A 17,643-nucleotide genomic window follows, 5' to 3' on the forward strand; every position below is an offset into this window, starting at 1 on the left:
GTCTAGCTCCAATAAACAATCTGTTCTTTTTATCACAGAGTCACCAAAGTTACCTGTTATGACTCTGTAACCGCAAAGTAGTTATTTCACCACAGACTCTATTCGATCAAGCTCCCACACCCCACCTGCTGCCAAGCCTTTACACATCCCTGTCCACATATCCTTAGTATGCACAAAGCTATTGCCATCCCAGACCCATTCTTCACTTGCCCAGCAGTCTCCTATGCCTCGTCCCTTTTGAGAACTGCTGATCATACCGCTATCGAAATCTGAAGCGGACTCGGTCACAAACGTTGCCTTACCATTTAAAGACTCATCGAGTACCCAAGCTCCATACCCTTCGTTATAAGCCCCTCTCCAACACAATGTAGTCGCCAGAACTTTTTGATTGGTTAATTTATATAGGTCAATTTCTTGTGGTTCAGCTCCATCACTATTACCGCCATAAACGCCTTCACAAAAGCCGTCTTCTTTCGGATTCGGTTTAGCTGCCATCAGGCTACGGTATATTGTTTGGTACTGTTTATTTTTTGGCTGTAAAGTTAAGTAAGGTTTAGTTGCCGTTTTAATACGTTTTACAACTAGTTTTGGTTCAGGCATCAGCACTTGATTTTCATTGGCACTGCCCTTTTTGACTAAAGCACCAACGGTCCCAATACGCTTCTGAAAATCATCCATTTTTAATAACACAGCAGTCATACCAGCATCAGAAATTTTCCATTCATGTTGCGCATTTTTAAATACAATTTCAGTTTTCTGTTTAGACTGCTGCAGTACAGCATTGGCTTGTGAACTAGTTAATTTACCCATAATTGGCAGCTCAGTACCATCTACAGCCACAAGCCCTAAGTCTTTGCCATTGATATAAAAATGGATATTTTTAAGCTGATTTGCAGGCATGCTTTGTTCATAGTCAGACAAAGCAAACTCAACTTGCACAGGTTGTTTTGGCCCTGCTTTACGCGTTATTAAAATTGAAGCTGGATTATCACCATTGTCTTCATTTTGATAGCCAGCAGCCTTACAAGTACCTGTATTACTACAATAGATTTCCCATTCTTGATGAGAAAATGAAATGCCTTTAATGTCTTGAGCAAAACTATAAGAACTTATTGCTGCTAAACAGCAAATTGAAAGTATATTTTTCATTTTTCCATATCTCTATAAATCTGTTTTTATTATGAAATTAAAAACAGTTTTCAATTTTGAACTACCTTATAGTTTAAAAGAATATGTTAGATTTATATAAGATTTTAAATTGATTACTTTCTAAAAATGAAAAAATTAAATTTTTTATTATGCACGGCATTGATAAGTCTCACTTCAACTGCTTATGCAGAAGTAAAAAGCTTTACTCCTCTTTTTCCAAAGTTTGATAGCTCTGCTGCAACACGCAAAGCAAATAATCAGTTCTACAAGCTTGGAGAAGCAAATTTTTTAAACGGCGTTACAGTGCCATTTTATGGGGTGACGGCACAAAACCCTATAGATGATGGTTTACTTAAAGACTTTAAAACTTGTACTCCTAAAAGCTGTAGTTTTAATTTCAAACTCGATGCCCAACATGCTAAGCAACTCAAGCTTCTTGCATTACCTGAAACAGGTTTAGTACTGGTTCCACGAAATTGGCAAGATGTGCAAGCAAATGCAGGTGCAAATGGAACTGGTTTTGCTTTAGCAATGAGTCCAGATCAAAAACAAGCGATAGAGCTTTATGACTCTTCTTTTTGCGTTGGGTGTGGATTACCAAATGCAACGCTTTATTTTCCTGAACTGTTAAAAGAAAGTGTTGAAGATGATTTTGGCGGATTAAAAGACCCAAAAAAACTCATTACCATCGTTCATCCCTCTAAAAAAGTGGCTTTTTTTAGTTATCAAATTCCACAAGTGAACAATAAAACGCATGGTATTGCCAAATATTATGATGAGGACACGTTCAACTACAAAGAGATTCAAGTCACCTTAGATAAATCTCAGCAATCATTAGTTGGTCCTATTCTTAATTTTTATAATGCAACTCATTAAATATTTGTACCTATAAAAAAACCCGCTTTCGCGGGTTTTTATTTATTTATGCAATATCGATTCAAAAGCTTTTAAACGCTTGTAAATCGAAAGTAACTCAATAATGGTTTTCCATGAACTAATTAAATATTGGAATGATTCACGAACCTTATCAAATACACCACCAATTTGGTTAATTAAGCCTAACGTCATCTTCCCGCTCGCAATTGCAGGGAATAAGACCACTAGACTATATAAAATGTCTAATTGCTTATACCAAGTTGCTACCAAGTTAAAGTAAGCATAATGAAAATAGAGACGGAAATAGTTTGTACGGACTCGACTGAAAAGCTCTTTTAAAGTAGCTGGTTTTGCACGGTCGACATGATCTTCACCATAAACCAATTCTTTACGATAAGCTGCTTCTACTTTTTGATTGTTAAATTGTAGACCAGGTAATTTAATACCAACAACCATTAATAAAATGGTACCAAAAGCAGCCCATACAATTGCAGCCCATACTAGAGAATGTTCTAGTTCACCAACAATTGGTAAAACAGGAACGTGTTTAGAGAGCTGAAATAAAATAGGTAAAAATGCGATTAAAATCATCACAGCTTTTACCAGTTCAACACCTAGGTCCTCCATAATAGTCGCGAAACGCATCGTATCTTCTTGTACACGCTGCGAAGCACCTTCAATATGGCGAAGCTTTTCCCAATGTTCCGTGTAGTACTCATTCATTGCCGTACGCCAACGAAATACATAGTGACTTGTAAAAAAAGCATTAATAACAGCTAAGGTTACAGCGACCATTGCAATATAAAGAAAAACTAGAGTTTCACTGTATAGTGCAGAGAGATCTCCACCTCCATCAGAAAGCATTTTCTGAATTAAGTCCCAAAACGGTACATACCATGCATTAATGGCAACACTGACCTGAACACCAAACCAGATGTTAAACAGAATAAAAGCAGAACCCCAAATGGACCATCTTTGCCAAGGATTACTAGAAACAATTTTCCAAAAACCGGCAAACAATGCTGTGGAGACTAAAAACCAGACATAAAACCATAAGAAAGTTGGAGACCAAAAACGGCTAACACCAACAGGTAATTGAGCTTGATGATAGCCTTGAGCAAAGCCGATAAAAGTTCCCCATGTGTTTCCACCTGTGTACCAGAGCACCATATTTAGTGCGATCCAAATAACCGCCGATATAAAGAAATATCGTGGTGACGGAAAAAATGATTTGAACATTGAGTGTTGTTATCCCTATATTTCTTCAAATTTGCAATGAAGAGAATACTAAAACCTAAACCTTAAAATTGTGAAGGGCAAAGTTTAGAGAATTGTCAGTTTTTCCCATTTCATTGAAGGATTTGATCGTTTTTTTGTAAATTCATCCTTTTTGCAATTTAATCCATTTAAATTGCTTCGTATATGACTCCCTTAAGAGCCATATACAGCTTTTATATCATAGCGATATCTGTGTTTAAATCTCTTCTTTACGAACAATATAGCCTTCGAGCTGCATAGCCTGAATTAAAGGTTCCAGATCTGGAGCACTTTTTAACTCAACATCAACACTAACCGCACTTTCTTTGGCACGACTTGTTGCAGCAAAGCGTTCATGGCGCAGTTCATAAATGTTACCGCCTTGCTCAGCAATAATTGCTGTTAAACGCGCTAAAGCACCCGGATTATCTGGTAATTCGACACGAATACGAACCATACGCCCCGTACGCGTCAAGTGACGCTGTAATACGGAAACCATCACTCGTGTATCAATATTGCCTCCAGATAAAACAACCCCGACTTTATGACCTAAAAATAGATCTGGTCGAGACATAATTGCAGCGATACCTGTCGCTCCTGCTCCTTCACATACTGTTTTCTCAATGTTAAGTAACAGCGCAATTGCTTCTTCAATCATGTCTTCAGTGACAACAACAATGTCATCAACGTATTCTTTAGCGACTTGGGTCGTAAGCTCACCCGGAGTTTTAACCGCAATACCCTCAGCTACGGTTGAACCTAAGGAAACTGCAATTTGATAGTTACAAAGCAATTTCGCCATGCTTGGGTATACAACCGACTGAACCCCGATAACCTTAATTTTAGGGTTTATCGATTTTGCTGCAATCGCAATACCAGAAATGAGACCACCACCGCCAATTGGCACAACTAAAATGTCTAGTTCAGGAACAGCTGCAAGCATTTCGAGCGCAATGGTTCCCTGACCTGCAATAATTTCTGCATCATCAAATGGGTGGATAATCGTTAAAGATTCTTCTTGTGCAACACGATGCATTTCAGCAGCAGCTTCAGAAAAGTCTTGTCCATGCAAAATAACGCGTGCGCCATATTCACGTACTCGTTGTACCTTTACATTAGGGGTCGATTTAGGCATGACAATAGTTGCTGTTACTCCTGTACGCTGAGCATGATAAGCAACCCCTTGTGCATGGTTACCTGCTGAAGCAGCGATTACACCATGTTGCTTTTCTTGTTCGGATAAACTCAAGAGTTTATTCAATGCGCCTCTTTCTTTAAAAGAAGCCGTAAATTGTAGATTTTCAAATTTCAGCCACATTTCTGCCCCTAGGGTTTTAGAAATGGTTTCTGAAAAAACAAAGGGGGTTTTAACCACTAAACCATCTAAACGCTCTGCAGCGGCATGTATATCTTCTAATGTTGGAAACTCTTGTTTTACCTGTTGCTGAATCATCTAATTAGTCGGCCTCAATATGTTACAAATCAATTATTTTTTTGAAAAATAGCATGAATTTCTCATATCTGTCATGAGGAGTTTTCAGCATAGCTCCACTATACAAAAATTTTTATCAGCACATACAAATCTTTTATTTTTCAACAAAAAAGCCCTTCTCGGGCTTTTATTTAATTTTCATATACTTGCTTATAATTTATTTGGACTGGGCACTTAAACCATCGGTAGAAAGATTCTGTTCAGCTATTTTTTCATCAATCGCAAACTGAATATCAGACAGCTTTGCATTTGCTGCATCTATACCGGCTCTCATGGTTGCTTCACGGCCTTTCACATCAAAAATATGGGCTTTTTCTCTTAAATCCGGTTGAATCACGACATCTGCATATTGAAGTTCTTCAGCAGCTAAACGCCCTTGCATAATATTAATATTCTGGTTAAAAAGCCCCCACACATTCGAGGTTTCCGTATAAATCGGTTGAGCTAAAATATCGACAGCAATAATGACATCAGCACCTAAATCACGGGCTACTTCAACAGGCACTGGACTGACTAAACCGCCATCTACATATTCAGATTTACCAATTTTAGTGGGTATAAACATACTTGGAATTGAAGCAGATGCTCTAACAGCTTGCCCAGTATTGCCATAGTTAAATACGGTTTTTGTGCCATGCTTGAGCTCTGTTGCAACCACATACATCGGTATTTTCATTTTTTCGAGCGGTAAGTTATTTACTTGTTGATTTACATAGTCTTCAACTTTTTTGCCATCAAAAAAACCTTTTAAACCGATACTGATGTCACGAACATCGGCCGCTTTCATTTTCAATGCGGTATCGCGCAGTTCATCAGGTGTTTTTCCACTCGCATAAATTGCCCCAACAATACTGCCTGCACTGGTTCCAACAATAAAATCAGGACGAATACCATGCTGCTCTAAAACTTCAATCACGCCGATATGTGCATAACCTCGGGCGCCACCACTACCTAACACTAGCGCGACAACTGGCTTTTTCTGCTGTTTCTTAATTTTTGCAAAGGGCTGGTCAACAAAACGAGAGTATGCCTCTGCCGTTTGTGGTTTTAAGGCAGATAAGTGTGAGGTGGTCTGGCAGCTAGCCAACACCATAGAAAGTCCGAGAATCCACAATTTAAGCTGTTTCATGACCCATCTTTGCACTATGACGTTAAATTTGAACTGCAAGTTTAGTTGCTCGTTCTGTGAAAAGCTGTATTGAATTTATTTAATTTGTCATGTTTAAAATTTATACTCAAGTGTTTTTATGGTGTATAAAAAAAGCCCCTTATTTCTAAGAGGCTTTTTTGAAAATTACCAAATATCTGAATCGACTTTTTTCTTCAGCTCTGGATATTTATTAATTTTAAACTCTGGTTCTTTAATACCTTGTTTTAATTGCTCACGGTAGTCTTTCAACAAAGTACGTGCCACTGGTGTTAAAAGTAAAATTGCGATTAAGTTAATCGTCGCCATGATACCCATAAACAAGTCAGCCATTGACCAAACTAATGGAACACTACCAATTGCACCGAAATACACCATTACCAATACAAAAATACGGAAGATGAACATAACTTTCGGATTGTTATTAATAAACTGCACATTACCTTCAGCGTAGGCATAGTTACCTAGTACAGCTGAATAACAGAACAAGAATAATAGAACAGCAAGGAAGTCCGATCCCCAATGCCCAACTTGAGTTTCTAAAGCACGTTGAGTTAATTCAACACCAACGAAGCCCGCATCATGGTAAACACCAGAAACCAAAATGATAATTGCAGTACTTGTACAAACAATGAAGGTATCTACGAATACACCAAGCATTTGTACCAAACCTTGGTTTACAGGATGTTTTACATCAGACGCAGCAGCAGCATTTGGCGCAGAACCCATACCCGCTTCGTTTGAGAACAAACCACGCTTAATACCTTGCATCATTGCCATTGATATGGCAGCACCAAAGAAACCACCTGCTGCAGACTTAAAATGGAAAGCCTCAGTCACAATCAGCTTTAAAATATCAGGCAAAATTGCATAGTTGCTTAATGCAATATATAACGCAACAGATAGGTAAAGACCTGCTTTTAAAGGTACGAACATTTCTGCAAATTTAGCGATACGTTTGATACCACCAAAAATTGCCAATGCAACCATAACGACAAGCGCAATACCAACCCAAGAGATTTCTAAATCAACACCACCTAAATGAGCAATAAGATTGGCCTTGTCCCAACCCCATGCATGTGAAGATGCATTAGCAATTGCATTGATTTGAACTGAGTTAAATACGAAACCGTAAGTAAAGATTAATGCCAGTGCGAAAACTACACCGAAGGTTTTACTACGTAAACCTTGAGTAATATAGTAAGCCGGTCCACCACGGAACTGTTTGCTCTTGCTATCTCGAACTTTAAATAACTGAGCAAGTGTAGACTCAATAAAAGCCGAGCTCATACCAAGAACAGCTGTTACCCACATCCAGAACACTGCACCAGGACCACCAATTGCGATCGCGATTGCTACACCAGCAATGTTACCTACCCCAACACGGCTCGCAAGACCTGTTACAAATGCCTGAAAAGGTGTAAGACCATGCTCGTCTTCGCCTTCAGTACGACTGCTTTTCATAACACGAATACTTTGCAAGAACATGCGAATTTGCACTGCTCCAGTTAAGACCGTATAAAAAATACCGACAGCCAGCAAGAAAATAACTAGGAAATCCCATAAAGGGTCATTAAAAAATTTTACCCACGACATCAATGTCGCATTGAGTTGTTCATTCATACTCGGTCCGCTTACGTTCTTGCTAATGCGCTATTAGCACAAGCCAAAATACTGCAATAAACAAAAAAGCCCCTCAAAATTGGGACTTTTTCAGTACATTTAAGAAAAAACTTTTAATGTCAATTGAATAGCAATTATCGTCACAAGTTTAAGCAACATGATGCCCAGCACTAAGCCTTTGAAGGTTGCATGAGAGAAAGCACTCTTCAAATAAAATGAATTCATCGCATTACTGAACATAGTCCCATTGGGATGAACAGCATGCATCGACTCGGCTACAAACTTGGAAACTAACAAATGACCACCGCTAAATCAGCTCGCTTAATGATTCACATCAATTAATCGAGTTATAAAAAATCTGGATTTAAGCCATAAGCATATTTACATATACTTTTGAGCGAATGTCTAAACTGCATATAAATTTCAAAGACTGTAACAAGCCAGCGCTATAACGCGACTATCTGCGCCCCGATCCTTGCTACTCAAGAAGCGTGCGTTGAGATGCGTACCAAGCTGTTGTATTTTTTTTAGCCTAGTCGTTGCGTGAGTTAAGTTCATTTTCATGGTCGCAATGGTAATCGCCAATCCTTGTTTCATGAACTGCTTGTTGATGAGCGGTAAACTCATGTAAAGCTCCTTATACCTCGTGTATTTCTCCACTTCTGCATAAAAATCTTTTTGTAAAAGTATTCATTATGCAGCCACTACTTTTCCTAACGTGAGTATGGAGAAATCATACCTGCGTAAAAAAGTCGGTATTATGCAGAAATTTAAACTTTTGTGTATGTTTTTCATTAAAACTTTATATGAAAATTGGTTATTTTTTATATAAAGTCATCCGTTTTGTACTGTTTTTAAACATATTCTACCTTTTTTCTAATTGAATATTTTTCGCTCACCCAAGCTTAATCTTTGTTTTTTTATAATCGACAAACTCGCACTATTTTGTGCATTTAAGTCAAAAGTGGCATATTCGAATTATAATTAATCAGCCATTATGTCTAAACGAATCGCATCATCATACATGTAAGGATATCTCTTTTCTAATATTTTTTGCTTATAAATGCAGCAACTTCAAGATGTGAAATGAAGCATCAAAACGTATTGGATTTTAGAGAATAAGATCAGGAGTAATCATGAGTTTGGAACAAGTCCATCTTGTTGACGAGGCTATCACCTCTCGACATTCTGTACGTGCCTTTTTAGACACTCCAGTACCACAGCAAATCATTAAAGATATTTTAACAGTCGCAAGTCGCGCTCCTTCCGGAACGAATACTCAACCGTGGAAAGTCTATGTTGTGACAGGGCAAAAACGTGATGAAATGGTAGAGCGTGTCTGTGCAGCACAGATTGAGATTTCTAAAAATCCTGAACTTGCAGAACAATATAAAGAAACTTTTGCCTATTACCCTGAAAAATGGGTTTCACCTTTTATTGACCGTCGCCGTGAAAATGGTTGGGGACTCTACGGTCTATTGGACATTAAAAAGGGAGAAAGAGAAAAAATGGCTGCTCAACAGTTACGTAATTTCAAACTGTTTGATGCACCAGTCGGACTTTTCTTTACAGTCAATAAAGCGATGGGAATTGGTTCAAAAATGGATATCGCAATGATGATCCAGAATGTCATGGTTGCTGCTAAGGCTCGCGGTTTAGATACATGTCCACAGGCAGCTTGGAACCATTTCCACCCGATAGTTTTAGATATTTTAGGGGCAGCAGATGATGAAGATCTAGTATGTGCGATTGCGTTAGGTCATGCAGATCCCGCACATATTGTAAATACTTTTATTACTCCCAGAGAACCTGTAGAGAATTTTGCAGTCTTTCTAGATTAAAAAATTATGTAAATCTCTCTTAAATTATAAGAGAGGTTTGCTTTTTGCCTGCTGCGTCGCTTTTAAAACAACAATGAAGCCACTTAAAGTAAATAGCACCATCATTATTCCCATATTGAGTGATGCAGACCAAACAAGAAAGTTAAGAAGCAAGCCACCTAATAATCCACAAGCAAATTGCATACTGCCCATAATTGCACTTGCTGTTCCAGCACGAGCACCTTGCTTAGACATTGCAAGTGCCATAGCATTTGGACCAGTTAATCCAATTCCTGAAATCGCTAAAAATAGTCCTAACATTACAAGCCATAAAGGTGCCATAGGGATTAAACCAGCAATTAATACAATGCTTGCCCCAGTTACTTGTACCATTGAACCTGCTTTTAAACGCTTGGTAATTTCAACACGTGTTGTTAAATGCTTGTTTAACGATGACATCAGCATAATACCAAAAGCATTGAGACCAAATACATAAGCAAATTCTTGCTGATTTAGGCCATATTGGTCCATAAAAACAGCTGGAGCAGAACTGATATAACAGAATAACGCTGCACCTGTTAAGCATCCTGCGAACATAGGTAAGCGGAAACTCGCATCTTTGAAAATAGCACCATATAAGGTAGCCACTTGATATAAAGATAGTTTAAGTCTTTTATCAATTGCCAAAGTTTCTTTGAAAAAGAAATGTACACATAGCCAGCATATCGCGCCCACAATTGAAAGCGTAATGAAAATCGCTTGCCACGGAAACCAGATTAAAATCCAAGCTCCAATCATAGGTGCCAAAATAGGTGCTAAACCCATCACGATCATCATGCTAGAAAAAGCTTGAGCCGAGCCTTGAACATCCAATCTATCACGTATAGCGGCGCGAGCCATGACCACACCGACACAACCACCTAAAGCTTGTAAAATACGCGCTGCAATCAAACCCCATTCATTTTTAGCAAGCACGCACAATAAACTTGCACCTGCATAAAGTGCGAGACCAAAATAAAGCGGTTTCTTTCTTCCAATACGGTCGCTTAATGGGCCATACACCAGCTGTCCAATGGCTAGACCAAAAAAATAAGCTGGTAGTGTGTTTGCCACCATTTGCGTACTTACCCCAAAGTCGTGAGCCATTTGAGGCAACGCAGGTAAGTACATATCAATAGATAAAGGCCCTAAGGCCGTGAGTAACGCGAGCAACATAATCCAGCCAATAGAATATTGACGCTGGGCTGTTTGTTCAGACATAACGATATTTCATTTTTCACTCATTTGCATACAGACAAGCTTACACTGTCTATCGTATGATTTGTGCAACATTGATGTAGAAATACACAAATCCTTTATCACTCAGGTTGATCAGCAAGGACTTCATTTGAAATCTTGGTTTAAACGCCTAAAAAGAGCGACTTATAACACATCATTTATGTATAACGTGCGGATGCTGATTGCCTTTTCAGGAACTGCGTTCGTGCCTTATTTTCTAGGCCATCAACTAGCAACTATTCCTCTCACATTAGGTGTGGTCGCAGCTGGTTTAAGCGATATTGATGATCGCTTTTCAGTGCGTATCATGAATTTGATTTATACCTATATTGGTTTCTTCATTACCGCAGCTTCCGTACAATTACTTTTCCCTTATCCAATGCTTTTTGCATTAGGACTGATTGCCTCTTGTATTGGCTGGATTTTACTTGGCTCATTAGGTCGTCGCTACGCAACAATTTCTTACGGATGTCTGGTTGTTTCTGTTTATACCATGCTAGGAGTCCATTTATTTGACCAGTGGTATATACAGCCAGCGCTTTTGGTCGTAGGTGCAGCATGGTACGGTCTTATTGCAACAATTAGCTTTTTATTGTTTCCAGTGCGACAGCTTCAAGACAAACTGGCAGCCTCTTATGGCTCACTAGGCGATTTTCTATTTGCTAAGTCCAATTTGTTTGATGTTGATATGACTCCTGCGAGTTATCAGCAGAGCATGATTGACCTGTCATTAGAAAATGGCAAATTGATAACAATTTTTAATGATCTCAAAACTGCCCTTTTAACTCGTTTAAAGGGTGACCGTGGACAAAAAGATACTCGTCGTAGCCTACATTATTACTTTGTCGCACAAGACATTCATGAACGAGCGGACTCTGCCCATATCGACTATCAAAAGTTAGCAAAGATTTTTGAGCACAGTGATATTTTATTTAGATTTCAGCGCATTTTGGCAATTCAGGGTAAAGCTTGCCAAGAATTAAATGAATGTATTTTACAACGTAAACCATATATTCATAACAAACGCTTTAAGCAGAGTTTTGAGAACTTGCGCTTATCTTTAGTAAAACTAAGAAATGATCAACAATATGACTTACTCTGGGTCAACGCACTTTTTGCCTTATACCGAAATTTAAAGTCGATTGACTCACAACTACTGAACTTAGAAACAGAACAGCACATTCAGTCTGACAAAGTGAAGCAGGCTGAGAATCAACTCAAAGATGATGATTTAAAAGGTTGGAATGATATTGTTATTCGAATCAAACAAAATCTAACACCCGAATCTGTACTGTTCCGTCATGCCATTCGAGTATCGATTGTTCTTTTCATTGGATATGTATTTATTCAAACCACTCGAATCGAATATGGCTACTGGATTATGCTGACTGCACTATTTGTTAGCCAACCTAACTTTAACGCGACCAAGCGCCGCTTACGTTTGCGTATAGTTGGCACATTAGTCGGCATTATTGTCGGTCTTAGTGTGGTGTTTCTAGTCCCTTCTGTGGAAGGGCAATTAGTTATGCTGATCTTAAGCGGCGTACTATTTTTTGAGTTACGTAGTAAGCAATATGCCCAAGCAACTGCTTTCATCACAATTTTGGCATTAATTAACTTCAACTTAGATGGCTCGGCAGTCGCTGCGGCTATTCCTAGATTTGTAGATACCTTAATTGGATGCGCTTTAGCATGGTTTGGTGTCACCTTTATTTGGCCTGACTGGAAGTTCCGCCGCCTACCGCGCAGTATTCGACGCTCCTTACAAGCACAATGTAATTATTTAGCGGAAGTGGTAAAGCAATACCATGAAGGACATAACCATGCGCTTAATTATCGTATTGTTCGCCGTGCCGCCCATAACACCGATGCTGAGGTCGCTTCACTCATTTCAACTTTAGCCACTGAGCCAGATTTTGACCCTACCCGCAAGTCAGATATATTTGAATTTCTATGTCTCAATCATACATTTTTAAGTTATATCGCAGCACTTGGAGCACATCGGGAAAAGATTCAAGATCAAGCGGTTCTTAAAGTTCTAGATCAAGCGTTAGACGACATACAAGGTGCGCTATTAAGAGATGAAATGCCTGACCTAACAGCACAGAATATGCTTAAAACAATACGTCAGCGTCTAAGCCAAAATGATGAAGATGACCAGAAATCACTCATTATTTTACAGCAGTTATCACTGATGCTCAGTGTTTTAAATCGATTTAGTATGTTGAAACAACGACTAAGTCATGATCAAGATAATGATGCCAGCGAACTTGCTTCATTATAAATTTGAGTCGGAATTTAGTATGAAATTCGCATAATATCCTTTCCTGACTTATGCCAATTAATGCTAAACTTAAAACAGTTTACAATTTGTTATTTGCACTATGACCGCGAAAACTTTATATGCTTATACGCTTCAGCCAGTTCCTTACGAGGTAACAGAAGCTGAACAACGTAATGCACAGCTTCTTATCTGGCGCAGCACCAATAAAATCAGCACAAAAATCTGGGCAATTATGGGCGTAATTTTAGCCCTTGCGATTTTAGGTCTTATTTTTATTAAGAACTACTCTACAGTGATTTGCTGGGTTGCTATTGTTGGTGTAGTACTTTATTACCTTGGCCGCACATATGGTTTAGAATGGTACGTGAAGCGTAAGATGAATGAGTTTCCTGTACAGGAAATTAAAGGCATTCGCTTAGGTGTACAACCTCACGGTATCGTAATGCGCCAGCAAATGGGCTTACAAGAAGGCGTTGGAACCATTGGATGGAAAAACATCTATGAATGGTACAACACCCCTGACTTTATTTTAGTTAACTTTAAAGTAAAAGATCCTAAGGGCCAAGAACAGCAAGGTGCGTATATCTTGCCTAAACGCATGGACTCTAAAAACTTTTCTTTCAATACAATTCGTAAGCATTTGAAAGAAACTGTAGGTGAACCAAAAACTTTATAAGTTCACCTCATTAAAAAGCCTCCTTTACAGGAGGTTTTTTATTATGCTAAAAATAAATGATAATGAAAATTAATATTATCTCCAAAATCCATACTATCTACTCAATCTTCGGCTATACTCCGTTACAAGATCTCCATCATATTCACATTTTTCGACCATGTTTAAAAAGTTTTTATTTCAAATTCATTGGTTTATGGGTATTAGTGCTGGCCTCATCTTATCAATTATGGGTGTTACAGGCGCAATTTATTCTTATGATCAACAAATTTTAAAATGGGTAAATACAGATAGTTATGTTGTACAAGCAGAAAGCTCACCTAAGCTTACCCCTGCTCAGCTTTATCAGCATTTCACAACAACCCAGCCTGAAATTAAAATTAATAGCATTACCATAGCCAAAGACCCTACCGCCTCATCTGTTGTAAACATTGAAAAAGAAGGCGAACGTCGTGGCTACAATATGATGGTCAACCCTTACACAGCACAGGTATTGCCTGATGTTAAAGGCCGCGAGTTACTTTTATTCATACAACAAATTCACCGTAACTTAACTGCTGGAGAATTCGGTAAGCAAATTACTGGTGCTTGTGCCCTCATGCTCATTTATTTTGTCTTGAGCGGATTATATTTACGTTGGCCAAAGAAACACTCTGCACGTCAATGGCTTGCTGTTAAACCCAAACTTAAAGGTCGAAATTTTATTTGGGATTTACATGCCGTTGTAGGCACATGGGTAATTGCTTTTTATCTTCTTTTTGCATGTACAGGTTTATATTGGTCATATGACTGGTGGCGTAGCGGTATGTTCAAAGTATTAGGTGTAGAACAACCAAAAATGCAAGGACATGGTGGAGCTGGACGTAATAAAGACAAATCCTCTACTGAAGCTAAATTAGATAACGCTCAACTGATTACTGCCCTCAACCAGACCTGGAGCGGCTTTAATAATAAAATCGGACGCGACTATTCAACTCTAACACTGAACCTACCGAAAAAAGACGATGGAAAAGTTGAATTGAGTTTTGTAGATGCAACACCACAACACGAGCGTGCACGCAACCAAGCTGTCTATAACTATAAAACTGCCAATATTGAAAAGATGGAGCTTTATGAAGATAAAAAGCTTAATCAAAAAATCATGAGTAGCATGTTACCTGTACATCGTGGCAGCTTCTTTGGACCAGTTTATCAATTTGTAGCAATGCTTGCGTCTTTAGCAATGCCTTTGTTCTTTATTACTGGATGGATGCTTTATCTAAAACGCCGTAAACAGAAAAAACTAACCCAAGCAGCTCGCCAATCTTTAGCTGGTCACTACATCGATCAAAATGCTAAACCTTGGTTAATTACTTATGCTAGCCAAACTGGTGTGGCAGAACAACTCGCGTGGAGTACCGCAACTAGCTTACAAGAAGCACATCAACCTGTTCAGGTTAAATCTATACAAGAGTTAACTGAAGCTGATTTACAACAGTATGAACAGATTCTTTTTGTGATTAGTACTTATGGTACTGGAGAGGCACCGGACTTAGCTTCTAGTTTTGCTAAAAAGCTATTAAAAACGAAATTAGAACTTCAACACCTTAACTATGCCGTTTTAGCTTTAGGCTCGAAAGAATACCCCAACACTTATTGTAGTTTTGGTCACACAGTAGCTATATGGCTTAAAAATAATGGAGCAAAAGCCTATTTTGAGACGATCGAAGTAGATAATGCAAATCCTACACATATTCAAAACTGGAATCAGGCTCTTGCAAAAGCAACTAAACTGGATTTGCATGCTGTTAATCTTGAAAAAGTATTTGATAGTTGGACATTACAACACCGTGACTTGCTCAACCCTAATAGTCTAGGTCAACCTGCTTATAATATTGAGCTGACTGCCAAACATGAAGCTGTATGGCAAGCAGGAGATATTGCTGAGATACAACCGGGAAATAGTCCTGAACGTATTAATACATTCTTACAGGAGCATCATATACTTAAAAATGCACTTGTAGACTCACTACAAATCTCTATTGAGAAAGCACTTTGGAATAAAGACTTAACCGGTGAAATTGAACCATTTGCTAATCTGGAGCATTTATTAGAACAGCTCCCTACCCTACCAACGCGAGAGTACTCAATTGCGAGCATTCCTTCTCAACAAGTCCTTCGTTTAGTTGTTCGCCAGCAGTCCGATGAATCTGGCGATTTAGGCTTAGGATCTGGCTGGCTAACTCGACACACAGAAATTAATCAGAGTATTGCATTGCGTATTCGTACCAATGAATCTTTCCATTTAATTGATGATAATCGTCCAATTATTTGTATGGGTAATGGAACAGGAATCGCAGGTTTAATGAGTTTACTTCATACGCGAACTCGTCATAACTATACTGAAAACTGGCTAATTTTCGGTGAACGCCAACGTGCTCATGATTTCTTCTATGCATCAACCATTGAAGCTTGGCAAACAATGGGAATGTTAAAACGACTTGATTTAGCCTTTTCACGTGATCAAGAACAACGTGTTTATGTTCAACATATCATTCGACAAAATGCAGTTGAATTGGCCAACTGGATTGAACGCGGCGCAGTTCTTTATGTATGCGGAAGTATTGAAGGAATGGCTAGCGGAGTCGATCAAGCACTTATTGATATTTTGGGTGAAGAACAACTCGATGAGCTAAGACAACAAGGTCGTTATCGCCGCGATGTTTATTAAATATTGATAAATAATAAAGCCGAGTAATAGCAAAAATGCTTTACTCGGCTTTTTATTGCAATCATCATTGAATTCAGAATGATTTTGCATACACTGTCTGCAATTTAAATTGCAGCTTTAAACACAATGCAAGTCAGTAAGTGGATTCGAATTTTCTTAGCCATCATTGGTTCGATTTTATTTTTAGACGGCTTATTTCTAGCTTTTCTAAATAAAATTCATGTAGGCACAATTGTTCCTTTAGTCTTGGGGGCATTTTTTTGCCTCTATGCATTATTTTATTATCATCTGGAACGTTTTTTCTTTTACCACTATCGCCTGCATTCAGTTTGGCGTTTTGGGTGGTTATGCTTCTGGATCTGGCTCATTGGCTTAGGCTATTTCTTTAATTTTATTAAAAACAATAAAGATACAGGCCAAAACATTCCAGCGGTGAAAGCAATTATTGTTTTAGGAAGTGGTGTCGAAAATGGACAGCCTTCTGCCATACTTGCAAAACGCCTCGATACAGCAGCCCCTGTCGCCCTTTCACAACCTCAAGCAAAAGTTGTTTTAACAGGTGGTTTAGATTTTTCAGAAAAAGAAACCGAAGCATTAGTCATGTCTCGCTACTTGGAACAACGTTTTCATATAGCAAAAGAACGAATGATTCTTGAAGACAAAAGTACAAGTACTGAGCTTAACCTTAGAAACAGTAAACCACTACTTGAGCAAGCTTATATTAGTATTGATCAACCAATTGCGATTGTTACAAGTGACTTCCATACACCACGAGCTGCAGCTATTGCAAAGAAACAAGGCTACACCCATGTTTATACAGTTGCTGCCGAAACTCCGTTGGTCACTCGCTATAATGCTTGGCTACGTGAATACTTTGCGTATGCAAGTGGTTGGATTCTAAACGAGTATTAATATTGAAAAAAAAGCTGCTAGTTCTTTAAGATCTAGCAGCTTTAAACAAATTAAAGATACTATTTTGATTTAATGGTTAAATTCAGAGCTTAGAAAGGAGAAATTTGACTAAAAATAAAGTAGGGAAATAAAAACTAGAATAATAAAAACAAAAAAACACTAAACAAATTAGTGTATATATTTTTTAACTTTAAAAAATATGGTGGGCGCTGACGGGATCGAACCGCCGACATTCTGCTTGTAAGGCAGACGCTCTACCAACTGAGCTAAGCGCCCTGATTAAAAAGACAACCAATGTAGCCTTTTTAGATTACATCCTCTAGATCAGGGAATCAAGAGAATGGCGCAGCGGACGGGGCTCGAACCCGCGACCCCCGGCGTGACAGGCCGGTATTCTAACCAACTGAACTACCGCTGCACTT

14 protein-coding genes and 2 tRNA genes are annotated in these 17,643 nt (G+C 38.5%); 6 read left to right on the plus strand and 10 right to left on the minus strand.

What is annotated here, in order from left to right; all coding sequences use genetic code 11:
- Nucleotides 1–81 precede the first annotated feature (81 nt).
- Nucleotides 82–1,149 (minus strand): DUF1176 domain-containing protein, encoded by a 1,068-nt coding sequence (locus B554_RS0105330; protein ID WP_019457231.1) that lies wholly within the window; start codon nucleotides 1,147–1,149, stop codon nucleotides 82–84.
- A gap of 126 nt (nucleotides 1,150–1,275) precedes the next feature.
- On the opposite strand from B554_RS0105330, the gene B554_RS0105335 reads away from it, so the two are divergent.
- Nucleotides 1,276–2,025, plus strand: a complete 750-nt coding sequence (locus tag B554_RS0105335) for a DUF4850 domain-containing protein (RefSeq protein ID WP_019457232.1) — start codon at nucleotides 1,276–1,278, stop codon at nucleotides 2,023–2,025.
- 42 nt (nucleotides 2,026–2,067) lie between these two features.
- On the opposite strand, the gene sbmA is transcribed toward B554_RS0105335, so the two are convergent.
- The 6 genes from sbmA to B554_RS0105360 all read right to left on the minus strand — a co-directional run bounded on the left by sbmA (nucleotide 2,068) and on the right by B554_RS0105360 (nucleotide 8,171).
- Nucleotides 2,068–3,264, minus strand: coding sequence for a peptide antibiotic transporter SbmA (gene sbmA / locus B554_RS0105340; protein ID WP_019457233.1), 1,197 nt, complete (start codon nucleotides 3,262–3,264; stop codon nucleotides 2,068–2,070).
- Between the two features lie 235 nt (nucleotides 3,265–3,499).
- On the minus strand, nucleotides 3,500–4,735 hold the full coding sequence (locus tag B554_RS0105345) for a threonine ammonia-lyase (RefSeq protein ID WP_019457234.1): 1,236 nt from the start codon (nucleotides 4,733–4,735) through the stop codon (nucleotides 3,500–3,502).
- Between the two features lie 196 nt (nucleotides 4,736–4,931).
- Nucleotides 4,932–5,903, minus strand: coding sequence for a patatin-like phospholipase family protein (locus tag B554_RS0105350; RefSeq protein ID WP_019457235.1), 972 nt, complete (start codon nucleotides 5,901–5,903; stop codon nucleotides 4,932–4,934).
- 165 nt (nucleotides 5,904–6,068) lie between these two features.
- Nucleotides 6,069–7,544, minus strand: coding sequence for an alanine/glycine:cation symporter family protein (locus tag B554_RS0105355; protein ID WP_019457236.1), 1,476 nt, complete (start codon nucleotides 7,542–7,544; stop codon nucleotides 6,069–6,071).
- A 99-nt stretch (nucleotides 7,545–7,643) separates the two neighbouring features.
- On the minus strand, nucleotides 7,644–7,784 hold the full coding sequence (locus tag B554_RS18520; RefSeq protein ID WP_077162500.1) for a hypothetical protein: 141 nt from the start codon (nucleotides 7,782–7,784) through the stop codon (nucleotides 7,644–7,646).
- 183 nt (nucleotides 7,785–7,967) lie between these two features.
- Nucleotides 7,968–8,171, minus strand: a complete 204-nt coding sequence (locus tag B554_RS0105360; RefSeq protein WP_004705793.1) for a hypothetical protein — start codon at nucleotides 8,169–8,171, stop codon at nucleotides 7,968–7,970.
- A gap of 509 nt (nucleotides 8,172–8,680) precedes the next feature.
- On the opposite strand from B554_RS0105360, the gene B554_RS0105365 reads away from it, so the two are divergent.
- Nucleotides 8,681–9,385 (plus strand): nitroreductase, encoded by a 705-nt coding sequence (locus tag B554_RS0105365; protein WP_019457237.1) that lies wholly within the window; start codon nucleotides 8,681–8,683, stop codon nucleotides 9,383–9,385.
- A gap of 24 nt (nucleotides 9,386–9,409) precedes the next feature.
- On the opposite strand, the gene B554_RS0105370 is transcribed toward B554_RS0105365, so the two are convergent.
- Nucleotides 9,410–10,624: a multidrug effflux MFS transporter gene (locus B554_RS0105370; protein WP_019457238.1), complete on the minus strand. Its 1,215-nt coding sequence runs from the start codon at nucleotides 10,622–10,624 to the stop codon at nucleotides 9,410–9,412.
- Between the two features lie 127 nt (nucleotides 10,625–10,751).
- On the opposite strand from B554_RS0105370, the gene yccS reads away from it, so the two are divergent.
- From yccS to B554_RS0105390, 4 genes are all read left to right on the plus strand, one after another.
- Nucleotides 10,752–12,926, plus strand: a complete 2,175-nt coding sequence (yccS, locus tag B554_RS0105375; protein WP_019457239.1) for a YccS family putative transporter — start codon at nucleotides 10,752–10,754, stop codon at nucleotides 12,924–12,926.
- 100 nt (nucleotides 12,927–13,026) lie between these two features.
- Entirely contained in the window at nucleotides 13,027–13,602 is a 576-nt protein-coding gene (locus B554_RS0105380; protein ID WP_002051565.1) for an SdpI family protein, read from the plus strand.
- 157 nt (nucleotides 13,603–13,759) lie between these two features.
- On the plus strand, nucleotides 13,760–16,309 hold the full coding sequence (locus tag B554_RS0105385; protein ID WP_019457240.1) for a PepSY domain-containing protein: 2,550 nt from the start codon (nucleotides 13,760–13,762) through the stop codon (nucleotides 16,307–16,309).
- 126 nt (nucleotides 16,310–16,435) lie between these two features.
- Nucleotides 16,436–17,221, plus strand: coding sequence for a YdcF family protein (locus B554_RS0105390; RefSeq protein WP_019457241.1), 786 nt, complete (start codon nucleotides 16,436–16,438; stop codon nucleotides 17,219–17,221).
- A gap of 200 nt (nucleotides 17,222–17,421) precedes the next feature.
- On the opposite strand, the gene B554_RS0105395 is transcribed toward B554_RS0105390, so the two are convergent.
- A tRNA-Val gene (locus B554_RS0105395) sits at nucleotides 17,422–17,497 on the minus strand.
- A 65-nt stretch (nucleotides 17,498–17,562) separates the two neighbouring features.
- Nucleotides 17,563–17,639, minus strand: a tRNA-Asp gene (locus B554_RS0105400).
- Between the last annotated feature and the right edge of the window lie 4 nt (nucleotides 17,640–17,643).

Origin of the sequence: Acinetobacter sp. GG2 (assembly GCF_000292385.1) — a bacterium.
Taxonomy (GTDB): domain Bacteria; phylum Pseudomonadota; class Gammaproteobacteria; order Pseudomonadales; family Moraxellaceae; genus Acinetobacter; species Acinetobacter seifertii.